General features: G+C 57.9%; 16 protein-coding genes. 14 read left to right on the forward strand and 2 right to left on the reverse strand.

Annotation, left to right across the window (positions count from 1 at the left end; all coding sequences use genetic code 11):
* Positions 1–45 precede the first annotated feature (45 nt).
* From AC007G_RS17255 to trpS, 11 genes are all read left to right on the forward strand, one after another.
* Positions 46–1656 carry an acetaldehyde dehydrogenase (acetylating) gene (locus AC007G_RS17255; protein ID WP_132467427.1) on the forward strand — a complete coding sequence of 537 codons (1611 nt, stop codon included), beginning with the start codon at positions 46–48 and terminating at the stop codon, positions 1654–1656.
* 26 nt (positions 1657–1682) lie between these two features.
* A complete protein-coding gene (locus AC007G_RS17260) occupies positions 1683–1940 on the forward strand; it encodes a EutN/CcmL family microcompartment protein (protein WP_004857483.1) in 258 nt (85 codons plus the stop codon).
* A gap of 15 nt (positions 1941–1955) precedes the next feature.
* Positions 1956–3098 carry a 1-propanol dehydrogenase PduQ gene (locus AC007G_RS17265; protein ID WP_032689644.1) on the forward strand — a complete coding sequence of 381 codons (1143 nt, stop codon included), beginning with the start codon at positions 1956–1958 and terminating at the stop codon, positions 3096–3098.
* 149 nt (positions 3099–3247) lie between these two features.
* Entirely contained in the window at positions 3248–6640 is a 3393-nt protein-coding gene (cutC, locus tag AC007G_RS17270) for a choline trimethylamine-lyase (protein ID WP_032689645.1), read from the forward strand.
* A gap of 56 nt (positions 6641–6696) precedes the next feature.
* Complete coding sequence (gene cutD, locus AC007G_RS17275; RefSeq protein WP_004857478.1) at positions 6697–7644, forward strand: choline TMA-lyase-activating enzyme; 948 nt, start codon at positions 6697–6699, stop codon at positions 7642–7644.
* A 12-nt stretch (positions 7645–7656) separates the two neighbouring features.
* Positions 7657–8097: a BMC domain-containing protein gene (locus AC007G_RS17280; RefSeq protein ID WP_032697898.1), complete on the forward strand. Its 441-nt coding sequence runs from the start codon at positions 7657–7659 to the stop codon at positions 8095–8097.
* Complete coding sequence (locus tag AC007G_RS17285; RefSeq protein WP_032697897.1) at positions 8094–8714, forward strand: phosphate propanoyltransferase; 621 nt, start codon at positions 8094–8096, stop codon at positions 8712–8714. Before AC007G_RS17280 ends, AC007G_RS17285 begins: the two co-directional genes overlap by 4 nt.
* A gap of 12 nt (positions 8715–8726) precedes the next feature.
* A complete protein-coding gene (locus AC007G_RS17290) occupies positions 8727–9419 on the forward strand; it encodes a hypothetical protein (protein WP_318328542.1) in 693 nt (230 codons plus the stop codon).
* A gap of 14 nt (positions 9420–9433) precedes the next feature.
* A complete protein-coding gene (locus AC007G_RS17295; RefSeq protein ID WP_032689651.1) occupies positions 9434–9853 on the forward strand; it encodes a DMT family transporter in 420 nt (139 codons plus the stop codon).
* Positions 9854–9870: 17 nt separating this feature from the next.
* A complete protein-coding gene (locus tag AC007G_RS17300) occupies positions 9871–10200 on the forward strand; it encodes a DMT family transporter (protein WP_004857466.1) in 330 nt (109 codons plus the stop codon).
* A 275-nt stretch (positions 10201–10475) separates the two neighbouring features.
* Positions 10476–11483, forward strand: coding sequence for a tryptophan--tRNA ligase (gene trpS, locus AC007G_RS17305; RefSeq protein WP_032697894.1), 1008 nt, complete (start codon positions 10476–10478; stop codon positions 11481–11483).
* An 18-nt stretch (positions 11484–11501) separates the two neighbouring features.
* Here trpS and AC007G_RS17310 read toward each other — a convergent pair whose 3' ends face one another.
* Complete coding sequence (locus tag AC007G_RS17310; protein WP_318328541.1) at positions 11502–12911, reverse strand: diguanylate cyclase; 1410 nt, start codon at positions 12909–12911, stop codon at positions 11502–11504.
* Between the two features lie 415 nt (positions 12912–13326).
* Here AC007G_RS17310 and AC007G_RS17315 point away from each other — a divergent pair, with 415 nt between their 5' ends.
* The 3 genes from AC007G_RS17315 to AC007G_RS17325 are packed head-to-tail and all read left to right on the forward strand — an operon-like array spanning position 13327 to position 18256.
* Positions 13327–14394 (forward strand): HlyD family secretion protein, encoded by a 1068-nt coding sequence (locus AC007G_RS17315; RefSeq protein WP_032698244.1) that lies wholly within the window; start codon positions 13327–13329, stop codon positions 14392–14394.
* On the forward strand, positions 14391–17132 hold the full coding sequence (gene rbbA, locus AC007G_RS17320; RefSeq protein ID WP_318328540.1) for a ribosome-associated ATPase/putative transporter RbbA: 2742 nt from the start codon (positions 14391–14393) through the stop codon (positions 17130–17132). Before AC007G_RS17315 ends, rbbA begins: the two co-directional genes overlap by 4 nt.
* Positions 17132–18256 (forward strand): ABC transporter permease, encoded by a 1125-nt coding sequence (locus AC007G_RS17325; RefSeq protein WP_032689657.1) that lies wholly within the window; start codon positions 17132–17134, stop codon positions 18254–18256. The genes rbbA and AC007G_RS17325 overlap by 1 nt, the downstream gene beginning before the upstream one ends.
* Before the next feature lie 53 nt (positions 18257–18309).
* On the opposite strand, the gene AC007G_RS17330 is transcribed toward AC007G_RS17325, so the two are convergent.
* Positions 18310–18627, reverse strand: coding sequence for a hypothetical protein (locus tag AC007G_RS17330; protein ID WP_032689658.1), 318 nt, complete (start codon positions 18625–18627; stop codon positions 18310–18312).
* Positions 18628–19170: the final 543 nt, after the last annotated feature.

Raw genomic sequence — 19170 nt, forward strand, 5'->3', positions numbered from 1 at the left:
GGCGCGCCCCGTCCCCACTCTTTTAGTCTGATGAAGGATAGACTCATGATTGAACTGGATAACGATTTGCAGTCCCGCCAGAACGCGCGGGAACTGGTGCGCAGCGCCAAAAAGGCTCAGGCGATTCTGGCCACCTTTTCGCAGCAACAAATCGACGCCATCGTGAAAAACGTGGCCCAGGAAGCCGCGCACCACGCCGAAGCGCTGGCGAAAATGGCTGCGGAAGAGACCGGATTTGGCAACTGGCAGGATAAAGTGCTGAAGAACCGTTTCGCTTCGCTGCGCGTTTACGACGCCATCAAAGATATGAAGACCGTCGGCATCATTCATGACGATCCGCTAAAAAAAGTGATGGACGTGGGCGTGCCGCTGGGCGTGATTTGTGCGCTGGTCCCGTCAACAAACCCAACCTCTACCGTGATCTACAAAACGCTGATTGCCCTGAAAGCCGGCAACGCGATTATCTTCTCCCCGCATCCGGGCGCGCGTCAGTGTAGCTGGAAGGCGATTGAGATCGTCAAGCGCGCCGCCGAAGCCGCAGGCGCGCCGGCAGGCAGCGTTGATGCCATTAGCCAGCTGACCCTCGAAGCCACTTCAGAACTGATGCACAGTAAAGACGTCTCGCTGATTCTGGCCACCGGCGGCGAAGGCATGGTGCGCGCGGCCTATGCTTCTGGCACCCCGACCATCAGCGGCGGCCCGGGAAACGGACCGGCCTTTATCGAGCGCAGCGCCGATATTCATCACGCGGTGAAAGATATTATCACCAGCAAAACCTTCGATAATGGCGTGATCTGCGCCTCCGAGCAGTCGATCATCGTTGAACGCTGCATTTACGACGAAGTACACCGCGAGCTGGAAGCCCAGGGCGCCTACTTCATGAATGAAGGTGAAGCGGCCAAAATGGCGGCTCTGCTTCTGCGCCCGAACGGCACCATCAACCCGAAAGTGGTGGGTAAAACTGCGCTGTATCTCAGCCAGCTTGCTGGCTTCAGCGTTCCGGCCAGCACTAAAGTGCTGATCGCCGAGCAGACCACCGTCTCTCACCAGAACCCTTACTCTCGCGAAAAACTGTGTCCAGTTCTCGGCCTGTATGTGGAAGAGGACTGGAAAGCGGCCTGCCACCGGGTGATGGAACTGCTGACCAACGAAGGCCTCGGCCATACGCTGGTAATCCATACCCGCAATCAGGATGTGATTCGTCAGTTCTGCCTCGAAAAACCGGTTAACCGCATTTTGATTAACACCCCGGCGGCGTTAGGGGGCATCGGTGCAACCACCAATATCACGCCGGCGCTGACGCTCGGCTGCGGCGCCGTTGGCGGCGGTTCCAGCTCCGATAACGTCGGCCCGATGAACCTGCTCAACATCCGCCGGGTCGGCTACGGCGTACGTTCCATCGATGAACTGCGCGCGCCGGGCAGCCGCCCTGAACCGCAGCCGACCATCGTCACGCCGGCAGCTAACCCGCAACGCAGCATTCTCGACGACGTGCGCTTCACCTCTCCTGGCGCCGCGACCCCCGTCGCGACCACCGGCAGCGCAGGGGCAGATAACCGTTTTGCTGTCGCCGCCGCCGTCGAAGCGGAAGGCGAGATCAACGAGCAGAACGTGGAACGCATCATCCGCCAGGTGCTTGAGCGCTTAGGCCAGTAACGCATTGAAATAAGGCGATAAAAACAATGATTCTCGCAAAGGTAGTCGGACATGTCGTCGCCACGCAGAAATGCGCTGAGCTACGCGGCAGTAACCTGCTGCTGATCGTCAAACTGGACGATGACCAGCAGCCCATGAAGGACCAGACCTGGGTCGCCGTCGATAGCGTCGGCGCCGGCATGCACGACATCGTTCTGGCTGAAGAGTATTTCGCGCTCAACGCCGAGCGTTACAAAGCCATGTCGGTGGTTGCCATTGTCGAGAACGTGTTTCGGGACGCTTAAGGAGTGAATAACCCAATGAGTGAATTTTTGCTGAAACCCCGGATCCGCTTTGGCCAGGACGCGCTCGCGGTTCTGGACGAGCTCCCCGCCCGCAACGTCCTGCTGGTGACCGACAAGGCGATGGTCAAATTTGGTCTCGCCGAACGCGTGACGGGCCCCTGGCGCCAGCGCGGCATCACCTTCCAGGTCTGGGATGACGTGGTAGCGGATCCGGATATCGCCACTATCGTCCGCGGGATGAAGTTGATGGATGCCAGCTATCCGGATCTGGTGGTGGCGTTGGGCGGCGGGTCGGTCATTGACGCGGCCAAAGCGGTTATTTTCGCCCTGGCGCAGACCCGTCCGCAGGCCGGACGCCAGCGTCCCTGCTTCGTGGCGATCCCGACCACCAGCGGTACCGGTTCCGAAGTGACCGCCTTTTCGGTCGTCAAGGCCGATGCCGAAAAACTGGTGCTGGTGGATCCGACGCTGCTGCCGGATATCGCCATTCTCGACCCGGCGCTGGTGGCTTCGGTCCCGCCGGCGATCACCGCCGATACCGGAATGGACGTTCTGTGCCACGCGCTGGAGGCCTACGTCTCCCGCGCCGCCAGCGACTTTTCCGATGCGCTGGCTGAAAAAGTGGTGCAGCAGGTTTTCCGCTATCTGCCCACCTGCTGGCGCAGCGGCGACAACCTGCTGGCTCGCGAAAAGATGCACAACGCCTCCTGCATGGCGGGCATGGCGTTTACCAACGCCTCGCTGGGCATTACCCACAGTCTGGCCCATGCGCTGGGCGGCGTTTTTCGCGTCCCCCATGGCCGTGCGAACGCGCTGTTAATGGCTGAGGTAGTGGCCTGGAACGCCGATTATCACGGGCAGTGCGCGACCGACGCCGCGCGCAAATATGCGCGCTTAGCCCATCTGCTGGATCTGCCTGCGGCCAATACCCGCCAGGGCGTCGCCAGCTTACTGGTCGCTATTCAGACATTAAAAGACGAGATGACGATGCCGACCGGCATTAGTGACACCGGCATTGCCAGTGCTGAGTTTGAGCAACGCCTGACGGAGATGGTTGGCCAGGCGCTACGCGACAGCTGTACACCGACCAATCCACGCACGCCGGACGCCAACGCGTTGATCGAGCTTTATCGCCGGGCCTGGAGCGGTAGCCGGTAATTGCCCGGCGGCGCTGCGCTTGCGCGGGCCGACAAGGGGCCGAATGTCAGGCCGGGTCAGGCGTCAGCCGCCACCCGGCAGAAACACAGACACAGTACTCACCGCAGGGTTGCTATCAGCCGCGGAACAGAACATCTGGAGAATACTACATGGCACACTACAGCTTAACGCCGCGCGTCCACGTGCTGGCTGAACGTTTACTCTCACAAAAAAGCACCCTGTGCACCGAACATGCCGCCACGTTGAACGCCCTTGATGGCGATATCGCGGGCATTCCTGCCGCCGTCAAGCCGGCGCGTCGTTTCTATGAGTTGATGCGCCAGCTGCCGCTGTGCATCAGCCCCGATGAGCTCATTGTCGGCGACCAGACCCGCAAACCGCACGGGGCAATTTTTCACGATGAAAGCGCCGCGCAGCGTCCGTCGGCATTCCGTTTCCTGAATCTCAGCAGCGACCTGGACTCCCCGGATTACCGGCTGATTATTGAAAAAGGCGTGCTGGCGATTAAACACCAGCTGGAAGAGAAAACCCGCAGCCTGGGTAGCGCCGTCAGCCGCAGCGGTATGGATGAAGTCAACGGCTGCCGCGCCGCCATTTACGCCTGCGACGCCCTCCTCGCCCTGGCGCAGAATCTGGCCACCAGCGCCGAAACGCTCGCGGCGGCGGAAAGCAACCCGTATCGCCAGGCCGAACTGCTGGAGAGCGCGGCGATTCTGCATCACGTTCCGGCCCACCCGGCACGTAACTTCAAAGAGGCCTGCCAGGCATTTTATCTGTTTCAGCTGGCGCTGCAGCTGGACAACGGCAGCTATGCGGTGAACCCGGAAGGTGCCGATAAGGCGCTGCTGCCGTGGTATCAGCGCGACATCGCCAACGGCACCCTGACGCCGCAACGGGCCTATGAAATCGTTGAGTGCCTGTGGTTCAAGCTGGCACAGCTGAGCGAAGTCCGCGCCGCCTGCGCCATCGACGGCTACCCGATGTTCGACGCCCTGCGCCACGGCGCCAGCCTCGATGACCCCAGCACGATCATCAACGAACTGTCCGCGCTGTTCCTCTGCGCACAACGCAATCTGAGCGCGCTCAATCTGCCGGTGCGCCTGTTCCACGGCGTACAAAAGGTCTCCGCCGCGCCATTTGCCGCCTGTAGCGAAACCACAACAGCAGAAGGGCTGACCCCGCGCATGCAGCGCCTGCGTAACCACTACCTGACGGTGCGCCCGAGCGTCTCTATTTACCGCGCGCTGGCCTTTACCGAGGTGGTGAAAGCGAATCCGGGTATGCCGACCATTCTGCTGCGCGCCAAAGCTTTCCGTCACGCCTGCGAAACCGCGCCGATTCTGATTCAGGACGATGAGCTGATCGTCGGCCATCCGTGCGGCAAGCCGCGCGCGGGGGCCTTCTCGCCGGATATCGCCTGGCGCTGGGTGCGCGACGAGCTCGATACCATGAGCACCCGTCCGCAGGATCCGTTTGAGATCAGCGAAGCAGATAAGAAAACTATCCGCGAAGAGATCGTACCGTTCTGGGAAGGCCGCTCGCTGGATGAGATCTGTGAAGCCCAGTACCGCGAAGCGGGCGTGTGGGCGTTCAGCGGCGAAACCTTCGTCAGCGACCTCTCCTACCATCAGATCAACGGCGGCGGCGATACCTGCCCGGGCTATGACGTGCTGCTGTTCACCAAAGGGATGAACGGCATTAAAGCCGACGCTGAGGCGCATCTTGCCAGCCTGAGCATGGAAAACCCGGAAGATATCGACCGCATCTACTACTACAAGGCGGCGATTGAAACCTGCGAAGGGGTGATCAACTACGCTCACCGCATCGCCGCGCGCGCCCGCGAGCTGGCCGCTATTGAGCAAAACGCCCAGCGCCGCGCCGAGCTGTTGACCATTGCCGAAGTGAACCAGAACGTCCCGGCGAACCCGCCGAAGACCCTGCAGGAAGCGCTGCAAAGTATCTGGACCGTGGAGTCGCTGTTTGAAATTGAAGAGAACCAGACCGGGCTGTCGCTGGGCCGCGTAGACCAGTACTGCTACCCGATGTTTGAAGCCGATATCCGCGAAGGCCGCCTGACTCACGAAGCTGCGCTGGAGCTGCTGCAGGCGTTTATCATCAAATGCGCCGAGCTGATGTGGATGTCGAGCGAGCTGGGGGCGAAATACTTCGCCGGTTATCAGCCGTTTATCAACCTGACCGTTGGCGGACAGAAGCGCTCCGGCGGCGATGCCTGTAACGACCTGACTTACCTGATTATGGACGCCGTGCGCTTTGTGAAGGTTTACCAGCCGTCGCTGGCCTGCCGTATCCACAACCAGTCACCGCAGAAATATATGGAAAAAATCGTCGACGTCGTCAAGGCGGGGATGGGTTTCCCGGCCTGCCACTTCGATGACTCCCATATCAAAATGATGCTGCGTAAAGGCTTCGATTTCGAAGACGCGCGCGACTACTGCCTGATGGGCTGCGTCGAACCGCAGAAATCCGGCCGTATCTATCAGTGGACCTCTACCGGTTACACCCAATGGCCTATCGCTATCGAGTTCGTCTTAAACCGCGGCCGGATGGTGCTGTTTGATAGTTATCAGGGGCTGGATACCGGCGACCTGCGCGAGCTGCGCACCTTCGAAGCGTTTGACGCGGCGGTGAAACAGCAGATTGCCCATATCGTCCGTCTGTCGGCCATTGGCACAGTGATCAGCCAGCGCGTGCACCGCGACGTGGCGCCGAAACCGCTGATGTCGCTGCTGGTGGAAGGCTGCATGGAGAGCGGCAAAGACGTCGCCGCCGGCGGCGCGATGATCAACCACGGCCCGGGGCTGATCTTCTCCGGTCTGGCGACCTACGTCGATTCGATGGCGGCGATTCGTAAGCTGGTATTCGAAGATAAGAAATACACCCTCGAGCAGATGCGCGATGCGATGCTGGCGAACTTCGAAGGCTTTGAAGCCCTGCGCCGCGACTGCCTGAACGCGCCGAAATACGGTAACGACGATAACTACGTTGACCAGTACGCACTGGATATTACCGAGTGGACCGAGCGCGAGTGCCGCAAGTACAAAATGCTCTACTCCACGCTGAGCCACGGCACCCTCTCTATCTCCAACAACACGCCGATTGGCGAGCTGACCAACGCCACGCCGAACGGCCGCCTGGCATGGATGCCGCTTTCCGACGGCATCAGCCCGACGCAGGGGGCGGATAAGCAGGGGCCAACCGCCATCATCAAGTCAGTCAGCAAGATGAATGTGGAGACCATGAACATCGGCATGGTGCATAACTTCAAGTTCCTCCAGGGGCTGCTGGATACTCCGGAAGGTCGTCACGGCCTGATTACCCTGCTACGCACGGCGTCGATTCTCGGCAACGGCCAGATGCAGTTCAGCTATGTCGATAACGAAGTGCTGAAAAAAGCCCAGCAGGAACCCGAAAAATATCGCGACCTGATCGTCCGCGTCGCCGGCTACAGCGCCTACTTCGTTGAGCTGTGCAAAGAGGTACAGGACGAAATTATCAGCCGTACGGTGATTGAGAAGTTCTGATAAGGACACGGACGTTTTTGGACACGGATGTCCCGATCGTTTTACTGGAGGTAGCTGTGAGCGCAAAACAAGAATTAACCGGGCGAATATTCAATATTCAGAAATATTCGATCTACGACGGCGATGGAATTCGCACACTGGTTTTTTTCAAAGGCTGCAATATACGCTGCCCATGGTGCGCTAACCCGGAGGGGCTGAATAGCCAGTTCCAGGTCATGTTCTCGCACGACAAATGCATTAACTGCGGCGACTGCGTCAATGTCTGCCCGGCCGGCATTCACTACCGGGCAGAAGAAAACGGCGAGATGAAGCATTTTGTCGACCGTAATAAAGACTGTATTGGCTGCCGCAAATGCGAAGAGATTTGCACCCAGAACGCGCTGGATATTATGGGTAAAGATGTCACCGTCAGCGAGCTGATGGATATCATCATGCAAGATTATGACTTCTACATCGCTTCCGGCGGCGGCGTGACCATCGGCGGCGGCGAAATGAGCCTGCAAACCGATTTTGCCGTGGCGCTGTTCAGCGAATGCAAAAAGATGATGCTCAATACCGCCATCGAAACCCAGGGTACGACCCCGCTGGCCAATTATCAAAAGCTGGCGCCGGTAACCGACACCTTCTTATTCGATATTAAGCAAATCAACAGCGAACACCATAAAGCGTTATTTGGCATCGGCAATGAAGGTATTCGCCGCAATCTGGAATGGCTGGTGGACTCCGGCGCTAACGTGATTATTCGCATGCCGTTGGTTCGCGGATATAACGACTCATTCGATGCCATTACCGGGGCTATTGATTACGTGCAGAAACTGGCGAAGCGCGGAAATATCCGCCGTATCGACATGCTGCCGTACCACCAGTTGGGCCGCAAAAAATACGAGCGCCTGGATATGCCCTACCCCATTACCCAGGACCCGTCTTATTCGTCCGAAGAGCTGAACCAGCTGGAGACGTTCTTCACGCAGTTTGATTTTGATATTCGCTTAGTCCGCCATTAACAGGAGCCGACAATGAAAAGTTTAGGCGTAATTGAAACGCGAGGGCTGGTCACCGCCATTCAGGCCGTAGACGCCGCTTGTAAAGCCGCAGGCGTGACCTGCATTGGCTATCGCAAAATCGGATCGGGGCTGGTCAGCGTCTGCTTCGAAGGCGAGATCAGCGCCATCCACACCGCTATTGAGCGCGGCGTTGAGGTGGCGGGCGCTGCGCAGCACGTCAAGTCGCTGGTCATCGCCCGTCCGGAACCCAGCGTGGTGGCGGCGCTGAGTCATCTGAAAGGTCGCCCGGAGGCAAAACCGCCCGCGAACCACGCTGACATGAAAAACGTGGACGAGAAAAACGCAGTACCGCTACCGATGGAAAAAGTCGCGCCGCAGACGCCGCCTTCCCCGCCAGCACCGGGGGAGCCTGAAGATAAAAATGCCGCGATGAAGAAAGGGAAGAAGGCATGATCGACACCCTGCTACATGAAAAAATCACCGCCCGGCTGACGCGCTCCGCGCCCGATATCCCGGTCGGTATCTCTAACCGCCATGTTCATCTGTCTCAGCAGGATGTCGAGACGCTGTTTGGCCAGGGTTATGCGCTGACGCCGTTTAAACCCCTGCGCCAGCCGGGGCAGTTTGCCGCCCAGGAGTGCGTTACCGTCGTCGGCCCGAAGGGCTCGCTCGCTCAGGTTCGCGTCCTCGGGCCAACCCGCCCGGTGACTCAGCTGGAAATCTCCCGCGCCGACTGCTTTACCCTCGGCATCAAAGCGCCGGTTCGCGAATCTGGCCAGCTGGAGAACGCGGGTAACGCGCTGCTGATCGGCCCGGCAGGCCACGTCGAATTGCGTTCTCAGGTGATCTGCGCCTGGCGGCATATCCATATGTCGCCGCAGGATGCGCGGCAGTTGAACGTCGCCAATGGCCAGAAGGTGAGCGTTCGCAGCAACGGCGAACGCCAGTTGACCTTCGACGAAGTGGTGGTGCGGGTGCGCGAGGACTTCGCGCTGGAATTTCATATTGATACCGAAGAAGCCAATGCCGCCGGACTGAAAAACGGCGCGCAGGTCACGCTCATCGCTTAACGGAGGCCAGCCATGACCGACGAACAGATGGAATACCTGGTGGAACGCATTATTCAGCGCCTGCGGCCGCCGGTACTGGTGATGGTTGGCCCGGCCGCGGGCTATCGCCAGGCCATCCGCAGCCGTCTGGCGGGATGCGGACAGCGTCTGCAGCTGGCGCTGGACGAAGGTGTGCCGGATGCCGCGCAGTGGCAGGCGGTCGGTGAAACGCTGCCGGGCGATACCTGGCAGGAAGCGCTGCCGTCGGCAAGCTGGCGGGCCGTGGTGGTGCCGTTTCTCGACTATCCGCTGGCGGCCGATCTGGTGAACGGCACCTTGCAAAACCCACAAGCCAGGCGGTTGCATGCAGCTCTGCTTGCCGGCCTGCCGGTACTGGCGCTGGGCTATCACTGCGATCCGGCCAGCGAGTTAAACCAGCTGCGCGGAGCAGACAGCGCTACGCCCTACGCCGAACATATGCAGTCCACGTTGACGAGGCTGACGGCATGCGGTGTCACGCTGTGCACCATGAATGAGCTACTGGCGAAGCTGGCGGCAGGAACGGAGGCGCTCGCTCAGGTACCCACCGCCGGCACGCGGCGTTATCTCACTGTCACAGACATCGTGAATAATCCGGCGCTGGCCTGCGCACCCGAAGCGCAGTTAACCGATGCCGCTATCGATTTTTTGAAAAACAGAAAAAAAGAACCCTACCTTAATAAATAGATCCGGAGTTTATTATGTCTTCAAAAACAAAATGTTGGCTATGGATGCTGTTGGTTATCCTTTCGGAAACCTCGGCCACTTCCACCCTGAAAATGTTCGGTAGCAGCGAAGGGAGCACCAAAATGCTGCTGCTCGGGCTGCTGGTGCTGCTGTACTGCACCTGCTACTACTCCCTTTCCCGCGCGGTGAAAGATATTCCCGTTGGTCTGGCATACGCCACCTGGTCCGGTACCGGAATTCTGGTGGTGTCGACGCTGGGAATGGCATTTTACGGTCAGCATCCGGACACCGCGGCGATTATCGGCATGGCCGTTATCGCCAGCGGCATCGTTATCATGAATCTGTTTTCCAAAATGGGTAGCGAAGAGAGCGAAGATACGCCAGCTAAACCGGTTGCTTCACCCTCATCTCTGGACAAAAAAGTCGCCAACTAACGCAAAAGGAATCGCATATGTTTAATCTCGGATTTTTATGGTTGGCGCTGTCTATCGGCTCCGAAATCACCGGTACCTCGATGATCAAAAAGACCAACGGCTTTAGCAAACTGGCGCCATCGGTACTGGTGGTCTGCGCCTACGGCCTGTGCTACTTCGCCCTCACTCGCGCGATGAGCACGATTCCGGTGGGCGTCGCCTACTCGCTATGGTGCGGCTTTGGTATCGTCGGCGTCACCATCTGCTCGATGATCCTCTACAAACAAAAACCGGATCTGCCGGCGATCCTCGCCATGGTGCTGATTATTTCCGGCGGCATCATCATGAACGTCTTCTCCAGCATGTAAGTCCCGCCTGCGCCTTCATTGAGTTCCATGAGGGCGCAAAACCGCACTCTGTAAACCGTTATTGCCGCAATAAAAAAAACCGCTTTCACTGCCGCCGCGTTTCGTGGCAGGATAGTCTGATGAACAGAATCGTCGTCATTGCCCGCCCATATCGTTGGTGGCTGCCTGCATAACAGGCGGCACGATTCACTTTTCCATTTTTAAAGCCGCCGGAAGGCGGCTTTATCGTTTCACAGCGACGTCTTTCGGCTTAATAGCATCGTAAGGAGTCTCTGATGAACACCAACCCGACCATTCTTACCGGCGATCGCCCCACCGGCCAGCTGCATCTCGGCCACTACGTGGGATCGCTACGTCAGCGCGTGCAGCTTCAGCACGATCATCAACAGTTTATCCTCATCGCCGATCTGCAGGGATTAACCGATAACGGCAGCGACCCACAGAAAATCAGCAGCAATATCTTTGAGGTGATGGCCGATTATCTGGCGGTAGGTATCGACCCGCACAAGACCACGATTTGCCTGCAATCGGCGCTTCCCGCCCTGGCGGAGCTGAGCGCGCTGTATATGAATATCGTCACCGTCGCCCGCGTCGAGCGTAACCCGACGGTCAAAAGTGAAATCGCCCAGAAGGGATTCTCCCGTTCACTACCGGTCGGTTTTCTGGCCTACCCCATCAGCCAGGCGGCCGATATCACCGCGTTTAAGGCGGGTCTGGTGCCGGTCGGCGACGATCAGCTGCCGATGATCGAACAGACCAATGAGATCGTCCATAAAATGAATAGCCTGACCACGACGCCGGTACTGCAGCACTGTCGGGCGCTGCTCAGCGATGTCAGCCGCCTGCCCGGCATTGACGGCGGCGCCAAGATGTCAAAGTCGCTGGGCAATACGCTCACGCTCTCGGCCAGCGAAGAGCAGATTCATCGTGCGGTCGGCGCAATGTATACCGACCCGACCCATCTGCGGGTCAGCGATCCTGGCCAAATCGAAGGCAATGTTGTCTTTACGTACCTCGATGCTTTCCATCCCGACCCTGCCTTCGTCGCCGAGATGAAGGCGCATTATCAACGCGGCGGACTGGGTGACCGACAGTGCAAAAACGCGCTGGAGGAGTGTCTGCAGACGCTGCTGGCGCCCATTCGCCAACGGCGGGCAACGTATATTGCGGATAAAGGAATGTTGCTGGAGTTGCTGCGCCAGGGTAGCGAGCGGGCGCATCGTCTCACGCAGCAAACGTTGCATGAGGTGATGCGCGGATTAGGATTGCCGGTTCTGTTCTGAGCGCCGGGGCGCGACGCCTTAATGCTGCGGGTCCTGCTCACCCTGGTGCATCTTCACGCAGTCGCGCCCGCTGCGCTTGGCCACGTACAGCGCGCTGTCAGCGTTGCGCAGCAGCCGGTTATAATCCGGATGGCCGGTATGCACGGCAAAGCCTGCACTGGTGGTAATCGCGATATTGGTCTCGCCGCCGACGTTAAACGGGAGGTGGCTAATGCTTTTACGTAAGCGCTCAAGGAGCGCAAAAGCCTCGGCCGCGCCGGTTTCCACCAGCACCAGCAGAAACTCTTCGCCGCCGTAGCGAAAGATATAATCGCTGGAGCGGATGTTATTGCTGAGCAGGTCGGCAACGTGCTTGATTGCCCGGTCGCCCACCATATGGCCCCAGTTATCATTAATCTCTTTAAAATGGTCAATATCCACAATCGCCACCGTCATCGGCAGTTCATGTTCCATAGCGAGCGTGACCTCATGCTTGAGGACGACCGGCAGATAACGGCGGTTTAGCAGGCTGGTCAGGGTGTCTTTGCCGTTCTGCATCTGCGACAGACTGCTGAAGATAACCCCGAGCTGGCTGCTGATTTTCTGGCAATGGATGTGGATGCTCTGGAGCAAAGTTTGCGTATTTTTATATTCTGCGCTGCTGTCTGAGGATTTCCAGCCGGCAATTAAATTGTCTACCTGCGTAATCAAGTCGGCGATCTCCTCCATCTGCGCGTTCTTGTTAAAATAGCGCACGCATTTATGACGGAACCACAGGCCAAACTCAGATTCAGATAATAACGTCCCGTTAATATCGCTCTTATTTTCACTGACAATATTAAAAATCGCGCTATTTTCCCAGCCGGAGAGCGAAACCTGCTGTTTGCCATATTCCATTGGCACATTATCCATCAGGCTATACAGACGAAAGGCTTCTTCATTTTTCGTCGCCCGATAGTGCGATAAGGTGTAGGCATGGCACATCATCTCGATCGCCATATTAATCGCCATTACCGCGTAGTGGATGGTCGCAAGCCCGGTCTGGTGATCAATCTTATCGTTATCCCGCACATATTCAATCAGCCCGGCCTTGAGCTGGCGCGCGCCGCGCAGTACGGCCTCGGCGGGGATGCCGATGCGCGCATGAATACTGCCAATATGGTATTGCCTTTCTGCCAGCGCCTGCAGCTGTTCTTTCTCGCTGGTCAAAATGTCGTTGACCCACACGGCCAGCGAACGGCTAAGACGTTCCTGAACCAGATCGTAAGTCAGGTGGCGGGCGATATCGGGATCCTGAAAAATGAAGTCATAAAAACGAGCGGCCAGCGCCTCAGACTGCTCAGCGGCAATATTTTTAAGAATCGCCTTCACTTCCGGCTTCAGGCCGTCATACAACGGCAACCACTCCTTAAAAATAACTGAGATATATTTCTTGCTTTCATCGCTCATTAAATAAAGCACTCGCCGACATAAGTCTATTTTCAAGGCCGCAAATCATACAACAGTTCGCCCTGGTCAACCAGATTAAAAATTCAGCAACCGGGCTTCCCGCTCGCCTGTCCAACCGTTTGCGGCGATTGGCGCTGCGACAGCAATAACCCATGTTAATCGTATGGACATACTCGCGGTAAATGCTAGTATCCCATAGACAGTAGCTATATTTATGCGTGTTTCATTTAAGGCCAGGATTGCTGATGATGACCACATTCATAGCACATCTATTTCACCGGGTAGTCGCGCAGCTGGACGTGCGCGCCGGTCGGCCTTGCCCCTCCCCACCTCTGTCTTTCAAAGGGATAACGCTCCGTACGACGGAGAGAAGAAACGCGCATCACTCAGCAATATGGAACAGAGCGAGTAGCGTATGGACAAAATCAAACAGCACTGGGCCTGGTGCCTTATCGGCCTGCTGGCGGTTATCGCCGCCCTGATATGGTGGGCATTGCGTCCGCCGGGACTTCCGCAGGGCTTTGCCGGCAGCAACGGCAGAATAGAAGCCACCGAGGTGGATATCGCCACCAAAACCGCCGGACGCATCGACGCCATTCTGGTCAAAGAGGGGCAGTTTGTGCGCAAGGGCGAGGTGCTGGCGCGGATGGATATTCGGGTGCTGAACGAACAGCGCCTCGAAGCGGCCGCCCAGATTAAAGAGGCGGAAAGCGCGGTCGCCGCCGCCAAAGCGCTACTGGATCAGCGCCAAAGCGAAATGCGCGCCACGGAAGCGGTGGTGAAACAGCGGCAGGCGGAGCTAAACTCCACCGCCAAACGCCACGTGCGCTCCAGCGCGCTGTCACAGCGCGGCGCGGTGTCAGCCCAGCAGCTTGACGATGATCAGGCGGCAGCGGAAAGCGCCCGGGCAGCGCTCGAATCCGCCAGAGCCCAGGTCTCAGCGGCAAAAGCGGCAATTGAAGCCGCCCGTACCAGCATTATTCAGGCCCAGACCCGCGTTGATGCCGCTCAGGCAACCGAACGGCGCATCCTCGCCGATATTGACGATAGCGAACTCAAAGCGCCGCGCGACGGCCGCATTCAGTATCGCGTCGCCGAACCGGGCGAGGTCCTGGCCGCCGGCGGCCGGGTGCTGAATATGGTCGACCTCTCCGATGTCTATATGACCTTCTTCCTGCCTACCGAGCAGGCAGGCCTGCTGGCGCTGGGCAGCGAAGCGCGCATCGTGCTGGACGCGGCGCCGGGCCTGGTGGTGCCTGCCCATATCAGCTTTGTCGCCAGCGTCGCGCAGTTTACGCCAAAGACGGTAGAAACCAGCGATGAACGCCTGAAGCTGATGTTCCGCGTGAAGGCCCGCATCCCGCCGGAGCTGCTGGAGCAGCATCTTGAGTATGTGAAAACCGGTCTGCCCGGCATGGCGTATGTCCGCCTGGATAGCCAGCGGGCGTGGCCCGATACGCTCACGGTGAGGTTACCGCAATGAGAGGCGTTGAGCAGGATACTCACCCACCGGTCGCCCTGCTGGAACACGTCGGCCAGCGCTTTGGCACCACCGTCGCGCTGCGGGATATCACGCTAAGCATCCCCGCTCGTCAGATGGTCGGCCTGATCGGCCCTGACGGCGTCGGCAAATCCAGCTTACTGTCGCTGATTTCCGGCGCGCGGGTCATTGAGCAAGGTAACGTGATGGTGCTCGGCGGCGATATGCGCGATGCGCGTCACCGCCGGGATGTTTGCCCCAAAATCGCCTGGATGCCGCAGGGGCTGGGTAAAAACCTCTATCACACCCTGTCGGTGTATGAAAACGTTGATTTCTTTGCCCGCCTGTTTGGTCATGACAAAGCCGAACGCGAGAACCGCATCGATGAACTCCTGCGCAGCACCGGACTGGATCCTTTCCGCGATCGCCCTGCCGGGAAATTATCCGGCGGGATGAAGCAGAAGCTCGGCCTGTGCTGCGCGCTGATCCATGACCCGCAGCTGTTGATCCTTGATGAACCCACGACCGGCGTTGACCCACTTTCTCGCGCCCAGTTCTGGGAGCTGATTGACAGCATCCGCCAACGCCAGCCGGAGATGAGCGTACTGGTCGCCACGGCCTATATGGAAGAGGCGGAACGCTTCGACTGGCTGGTAGCGATGAACGCGGGGGAAGTACTGGCGACCGGTAGTGCCGCAGAACTTAAAGCGCAAACCCGCACTCAGACCCTGGAGCAGGCGTTTATCGCCCTGCTGCCGGAAGCCCAGCGCAAGGCGCATAAAGAGGTGATCATTGCGCCGCGTAACGCTCAGGAAAATGACATCGCGATTGAAGCCCGTGGCCTGACCATGCGCTTCGGTAACTTCGTGGCGGTCGACCATGTGAACTTCCGCATCGCGCGCGGCGAGATTTTTGGTTTCCTCGGTTCGAACGGTTGCGGTAAATCAACCACCATGAAAATGCTGACCGGCCTGCTGCCCGCCAGCGAAGGCGAAGCCTGGCTATTTGGTCAGCCGGTCAATCCCAGGGATATCGAAACCCGGCGCCGCGTCGGCTATATGTCGCAGGCTTTCTCCCTCTACAGCGAACTGACCGTCAGGCAGAACCTCGAACTGCACGCCCGTTTATTTCACATTCCGGATGCCGACATCCCCACTCGGGTGGCGGAAATGAGCCAGCGTTTTATGTTAACGGAGGTTGAAGATGCGCTGCCCGCCTCTCTGCCGTTAGGTATTCGCCAGCGCCTTTCGCTGGCCGTGGCGGTGATCCATCGTCCGGAAATGCTGATCCTGGATGAACCGACTTCCGGCGTCGATCCGGTCGCCAGGGATATGTTCTGGCAGCTGATGGTCGATCTCGCCCGCCAGGATCGGGTGACGATTTTTATCTCGACCCACTTTATGAATGAAGCCGAGCGCTGCGATCGCATTTCGCTGATGCACGCCGGGAAGGTACTGGCCAGCGATACGCCGCAGGCGCTGGTTGCGCAGCGTGGAGCGGCAAACCTTGAAGAGGCGTTTATCGCCTGGCTGCAGGATGCCCAGCGGCCCGTCGAACAAATACCGCCCGCCCCGCCGGTTAGCGCTCCCGCCGGAACGACGGCCCCAAGCCAGGCGTTCAGCCTGCGGCGACTGTTTAGCTACAGCCGACGTGAAGCGCTGGAGCTGCGGCGCGATCCGGTACGTTCGACCCTGGCGCTGCTGGGTACCGTGATTCTGATGTTCATCATGGGATACGGCATTAGCATGGACGTGGAAGATCTGCGCTTCGCGGTCCTCGATCGCGACCAGACCCTCAGCAGTCAGGGCTGGTCGCAGAATATCGCTGGTTCGCGCTACTTCATTGAGCAACCGCCGCTGCAGAGCTATGACCAACTGGACAAACGGATGCGCAACGGCGAGCTGGCCGTCGCCATTGAAATTCCGCCTGATTTCGGCCGTGATATTGCCCGCGGCACGCCGGTAAAAATTGGCGTCTGGGTGGACGGCGCTATGCCTAACCGGGCTGAGACAGTGCGCGGCTACGTCCAGGCGATGCATCTGGCCTGGCTGCAGGAGATGGCCGGACGGCAGGCGACGCCCGGTCGCGATACCTCGCTGATATCCATCGAGACGCGCTATCGCTATAACCCGGACGTGAAAAGCCTACCGGCCATTGTTCCGGCGGTGATCCCGCTGCTGTTGATGATGATCCCGGCGATGCTCAGCGCGCTGAGCGTGGTACGTGAAAAAGAGCTGGGTTCAATCATCAATCTGTACGTCACGCCGACGACCCGCAGCGAGTTTCTTCTGGGCAAGCAGCTGCCGTATATCGCGCTGGGCATGTTTAACTTCTTCCTGTTGTGCGCGCTGTCGGTCCTGGTGTTTGGCGTGGCGCATAAGGGGAGTTTTCTGACCCTGACGCTGGCGGCGCTGCTGTATGTCACCATCGCTACCGGATTAGGGCTGCTGATCTCGACCTTTATGAAAAGCCAGATTGCGGCCATCTTTGGCACCGCCATTATTACGCTGATACCGGCCACGCAGTTTTCCGGGATGATTGACCCGGTCGCTTCGCTGGAGGGGCCAGGTCGCTGGATTGGGCAGATTTACCCGACCAGCCACTTCCTGACCATTGCCCGCGGCACATTTTCAAAAGCCCTGAATCTGACCGATCTGTGGGCGTCCTTTATACCGCTGCTGATAGCCATCCCGCTGGTGCTTGGCCTCAGCGTGTGGCTACTGAAAAAACAGGAGGGATGATGCGCGGATTACGCAATATCTATCATCTCGGCATCAAGGAGCTGCGCAGTCTGCTCGGCGATAAGGCGATGCTGACCTTAATCCTGTTCGCCTTTACCGTATCGGTCTATTCCTCAGCGACCGTGATGCCGGGGTCGCTGCATTTGGCGCCTGTCGCGATTGCCGATATGGATAAATCGCAGCTCTCTTCGCGAATTATCAACGGCTTTTATCGGCCGTGGTTTTTACCGCCTGAGCTGATTAATGAAGATGAGATGGATGCCGGGCTGGATGCCGGGAACTATACCTTTGCCATTAATATCCCGCCCAACTTTCAGCGTGATGTGCTCGCCGGACGGCAGCCGGAAATTCAGGTGAACGTCGACGCCACGCGTATGAGCCAGGCGTTTACCGGCAATGGCTATATCCAGAATATTATTAGCGGGGAGGTGAACAGCTTCGTAGCTCGCTATCGGGGTAACGATACCCTACCGGTCGAGCTGGCGGTGCGCATGCGCTTTAACCCCAATCTCGAACAGGAGCGTTTTGGCGCGGTCATGGCCATCATCAATAACATCACCCTGCTGGCCATCGTGTTGACCGGCTCGGCGCTGATCCGCGAGCGCGAGCACGGTACGATCGAACACCTGTTGGTCATGCCAGTAACGCCGTTCGAAATTATGCTGGCAAAAATCTGGTCGATGGGGCTGGTGGTGCTGGTGGTTTCCGGGCTGTCGCTGCTGCTCATGGTCCAGGGAGTGCTGCAGGTGCCGATTGAAGGTTCCATCCCGCTGTTTATGCTGGGCGTGGCCCTGAGCCTGTTTGCCACCACGTCCATCGGTATCTTTATGGGAACAATAGCTCGCTCGATGCCGCAGCTGGGGCTGCTGATGATTCTGGTGCTGCTGCCGCTGCAGATGCTGTCTGGCGGCTCGACCCCGCGGGAAAGCATGCCGCAGGCGGTGCAGGATATTATGTTAACCATGCCGACCACGCATTTTGTCAGCCTGGCGCAGGCGATTCTGTATCGGGGGGCTGACTTTGCCATCGTCTGGCCGCAGTTTTTAACCCTGATGGCCATCGGCGGCGTGTTCTTCACTATCGCATTGCTACGTTTTCGTAAAACAATTGGTACGATGGCGTGAGTGGCGCACGGTGGCCGTCCGTCAGGTGGCGGCCACCGGCGATAAGGACCCAGTTAGTGCTTGCGGTTAATCACGCGACGTAGCAGCCAGGTAAAGCCCATCGCCATGCTGAACAGAATAAACAGCAGAACCACCCAGCTCAGCGAAATACGCACTAACGCGCTGAACGTCATCAGCGGCTGCAGGTAGACGGTAAAGGATTCGCTTACCGGTTTCCCCATCAGCAGCATGACGCTGTCAACGGCCCAGACGCACACCCGGCAAGCAACCCAGATAATCGCCGGCCAGCACAACAGAACCAAAAAGGTGAAGCGTTCCTGCAGGTAACGGATGAACCGGCGCAAAGGCGACCATTTTAAAAGGATCTTCATTTATATTCTCATCGTGCCGCTCGATAACATTGATGCCACACCCATTAGACTGCGTGGGGGGAGGGGTATCTCAGCGACATCGGGATAGCATTAATACAGATCGTACGCGCTACATTATATCGATATTACAGTGACACGAACTCGATCGAGTTAACAAACTGTTAATGACACTAAAACATTTCCCTGCGAAAGTCCAGTTACAACAGCACGTGTCGTTAAATATAAACCAACTATTTTAACATGCTGATAAATAATGATTAAAATAAAAAAATATCAGTCAAATAAATATTTTTAAATATAAATCTGGATTTTTTATTCTGTGTTTTTACGTCATTAATAAGCGCAGAAAATAATATTTTCTATTAATAAATAAAGTGTCATAAAAAGAAGCGGGATATATTCAGCACCGCGAGATATGAAAAGCGATATGTACCGACAACCGCCAAAACGCAAAAAGCCCGTCCTCACCGACGGGCTTTTTACTGAATGGTGGCTGGCCGCGGTGCATGCGTCGTCGTATCACTGATGCTCCTCCCTCCGGGG

Source organism: Klebsiella sp. CSG-1 (assembly GCF_056521145.1).

Coding starts and splice junctions, on each gene's coding strand:
- rbbA (WP_318328540.1), top strand. CDS start 14,391: ATGAGAGGCGTTGAGCAGGATACTCACCCACCGGTCGCCCTGCTGGAA.
- AC007G_RS17255 (WP_132467427.1), top strand. CDS start 46: ATGATTGAACTGGATAACGATTTGCAGTCCCGCCAGAACGCGCGGGAA.
- AC007G_RS17260 (WP_004857483.1), top strand. CDS start 1,683: ATGATTCTCGCAAAGGTAGTCGGACATGTCGTCGCCACGCAGAAATGC.
- AC007G_RS17290 (WP_318328542.1), top strand. CDS start 8,727: ATGACCGACGAACAGATGGAATACCTGGTGGAACGCATTATTCAGCGC.
- AC007G_RS17280 (WP_032697898.1), top strand. CDS start 7,657: ATGAAAAGTTTAGGCGTAATTGAAACGCGAGGGCTGGTCACCGCCATT.
- AC007G_RS17295 (WP_032689651.1), top strand. CDS start 9,434: ATGTCTTCAAAAACAAAATGTTGGCTATGGATGCTGTTGGTTATCCTT.
- AC007G_RS17325 (WP_032689657.1), top strand. CDS start 17,132: ATGCGCGGATTACGCAATATCTATCATCTCGGCATCAAGGAGCTGCGC.
- AC007G_RS17285 (WP_032697897.1), top strand. CDS start 8,094: ATGATCGACACCCTGCTACATGAAAAAATCACCGCCCGGCTGACGCGC.
- AC007G_RS17310 (WP_318328541.1), bottom strand. CDS start 12,911: ATGAGCGATGAAAGCAAGAAATATATCTCAGTTATTTTTAAGGAGTGG.
- cutC (WP_032689645.1), top strand. CDS start 3,248: ATGGCACACTACAGCTTAACGCCGCGCGTCCACGTGCTGGCTGAACGT.
- AC007G_RS17300 (WP_004857466.1), top strand. CDS start 9,871: ATGTTTAATCTCGGATTTTTATGGTTGGCGCTGTCTATCGGCTCCGAA.
- trpS (WP_032697894.1), top strand. CDS start 10,476: ATGAACACCAACCCGACCATTCTTACCGGCGATCGCCCCACCGGCCAG.
- AC007G_RS17330 (WP_032689658.1), bottom strand. CDS start 18,627: ATGAAGATCCTTTTAAAATGGTCGCCTTTGCGCCGGTTCATCCGTTAC.
- AC007G_RS17315 (WP_032698244.1), top strand. CDS start 13,327: ATGGACAAAATCAAACAGCACTGGGCCTGGTGCCTTATCGGCCTGCTG.
- AC007G_RS17265 (WP_032689644.1), top strand. CDS start 1,956: ATGAGTGAATTTTTGCTGAAACCCCGGATCCGCTTTGGCCAGGACGCG.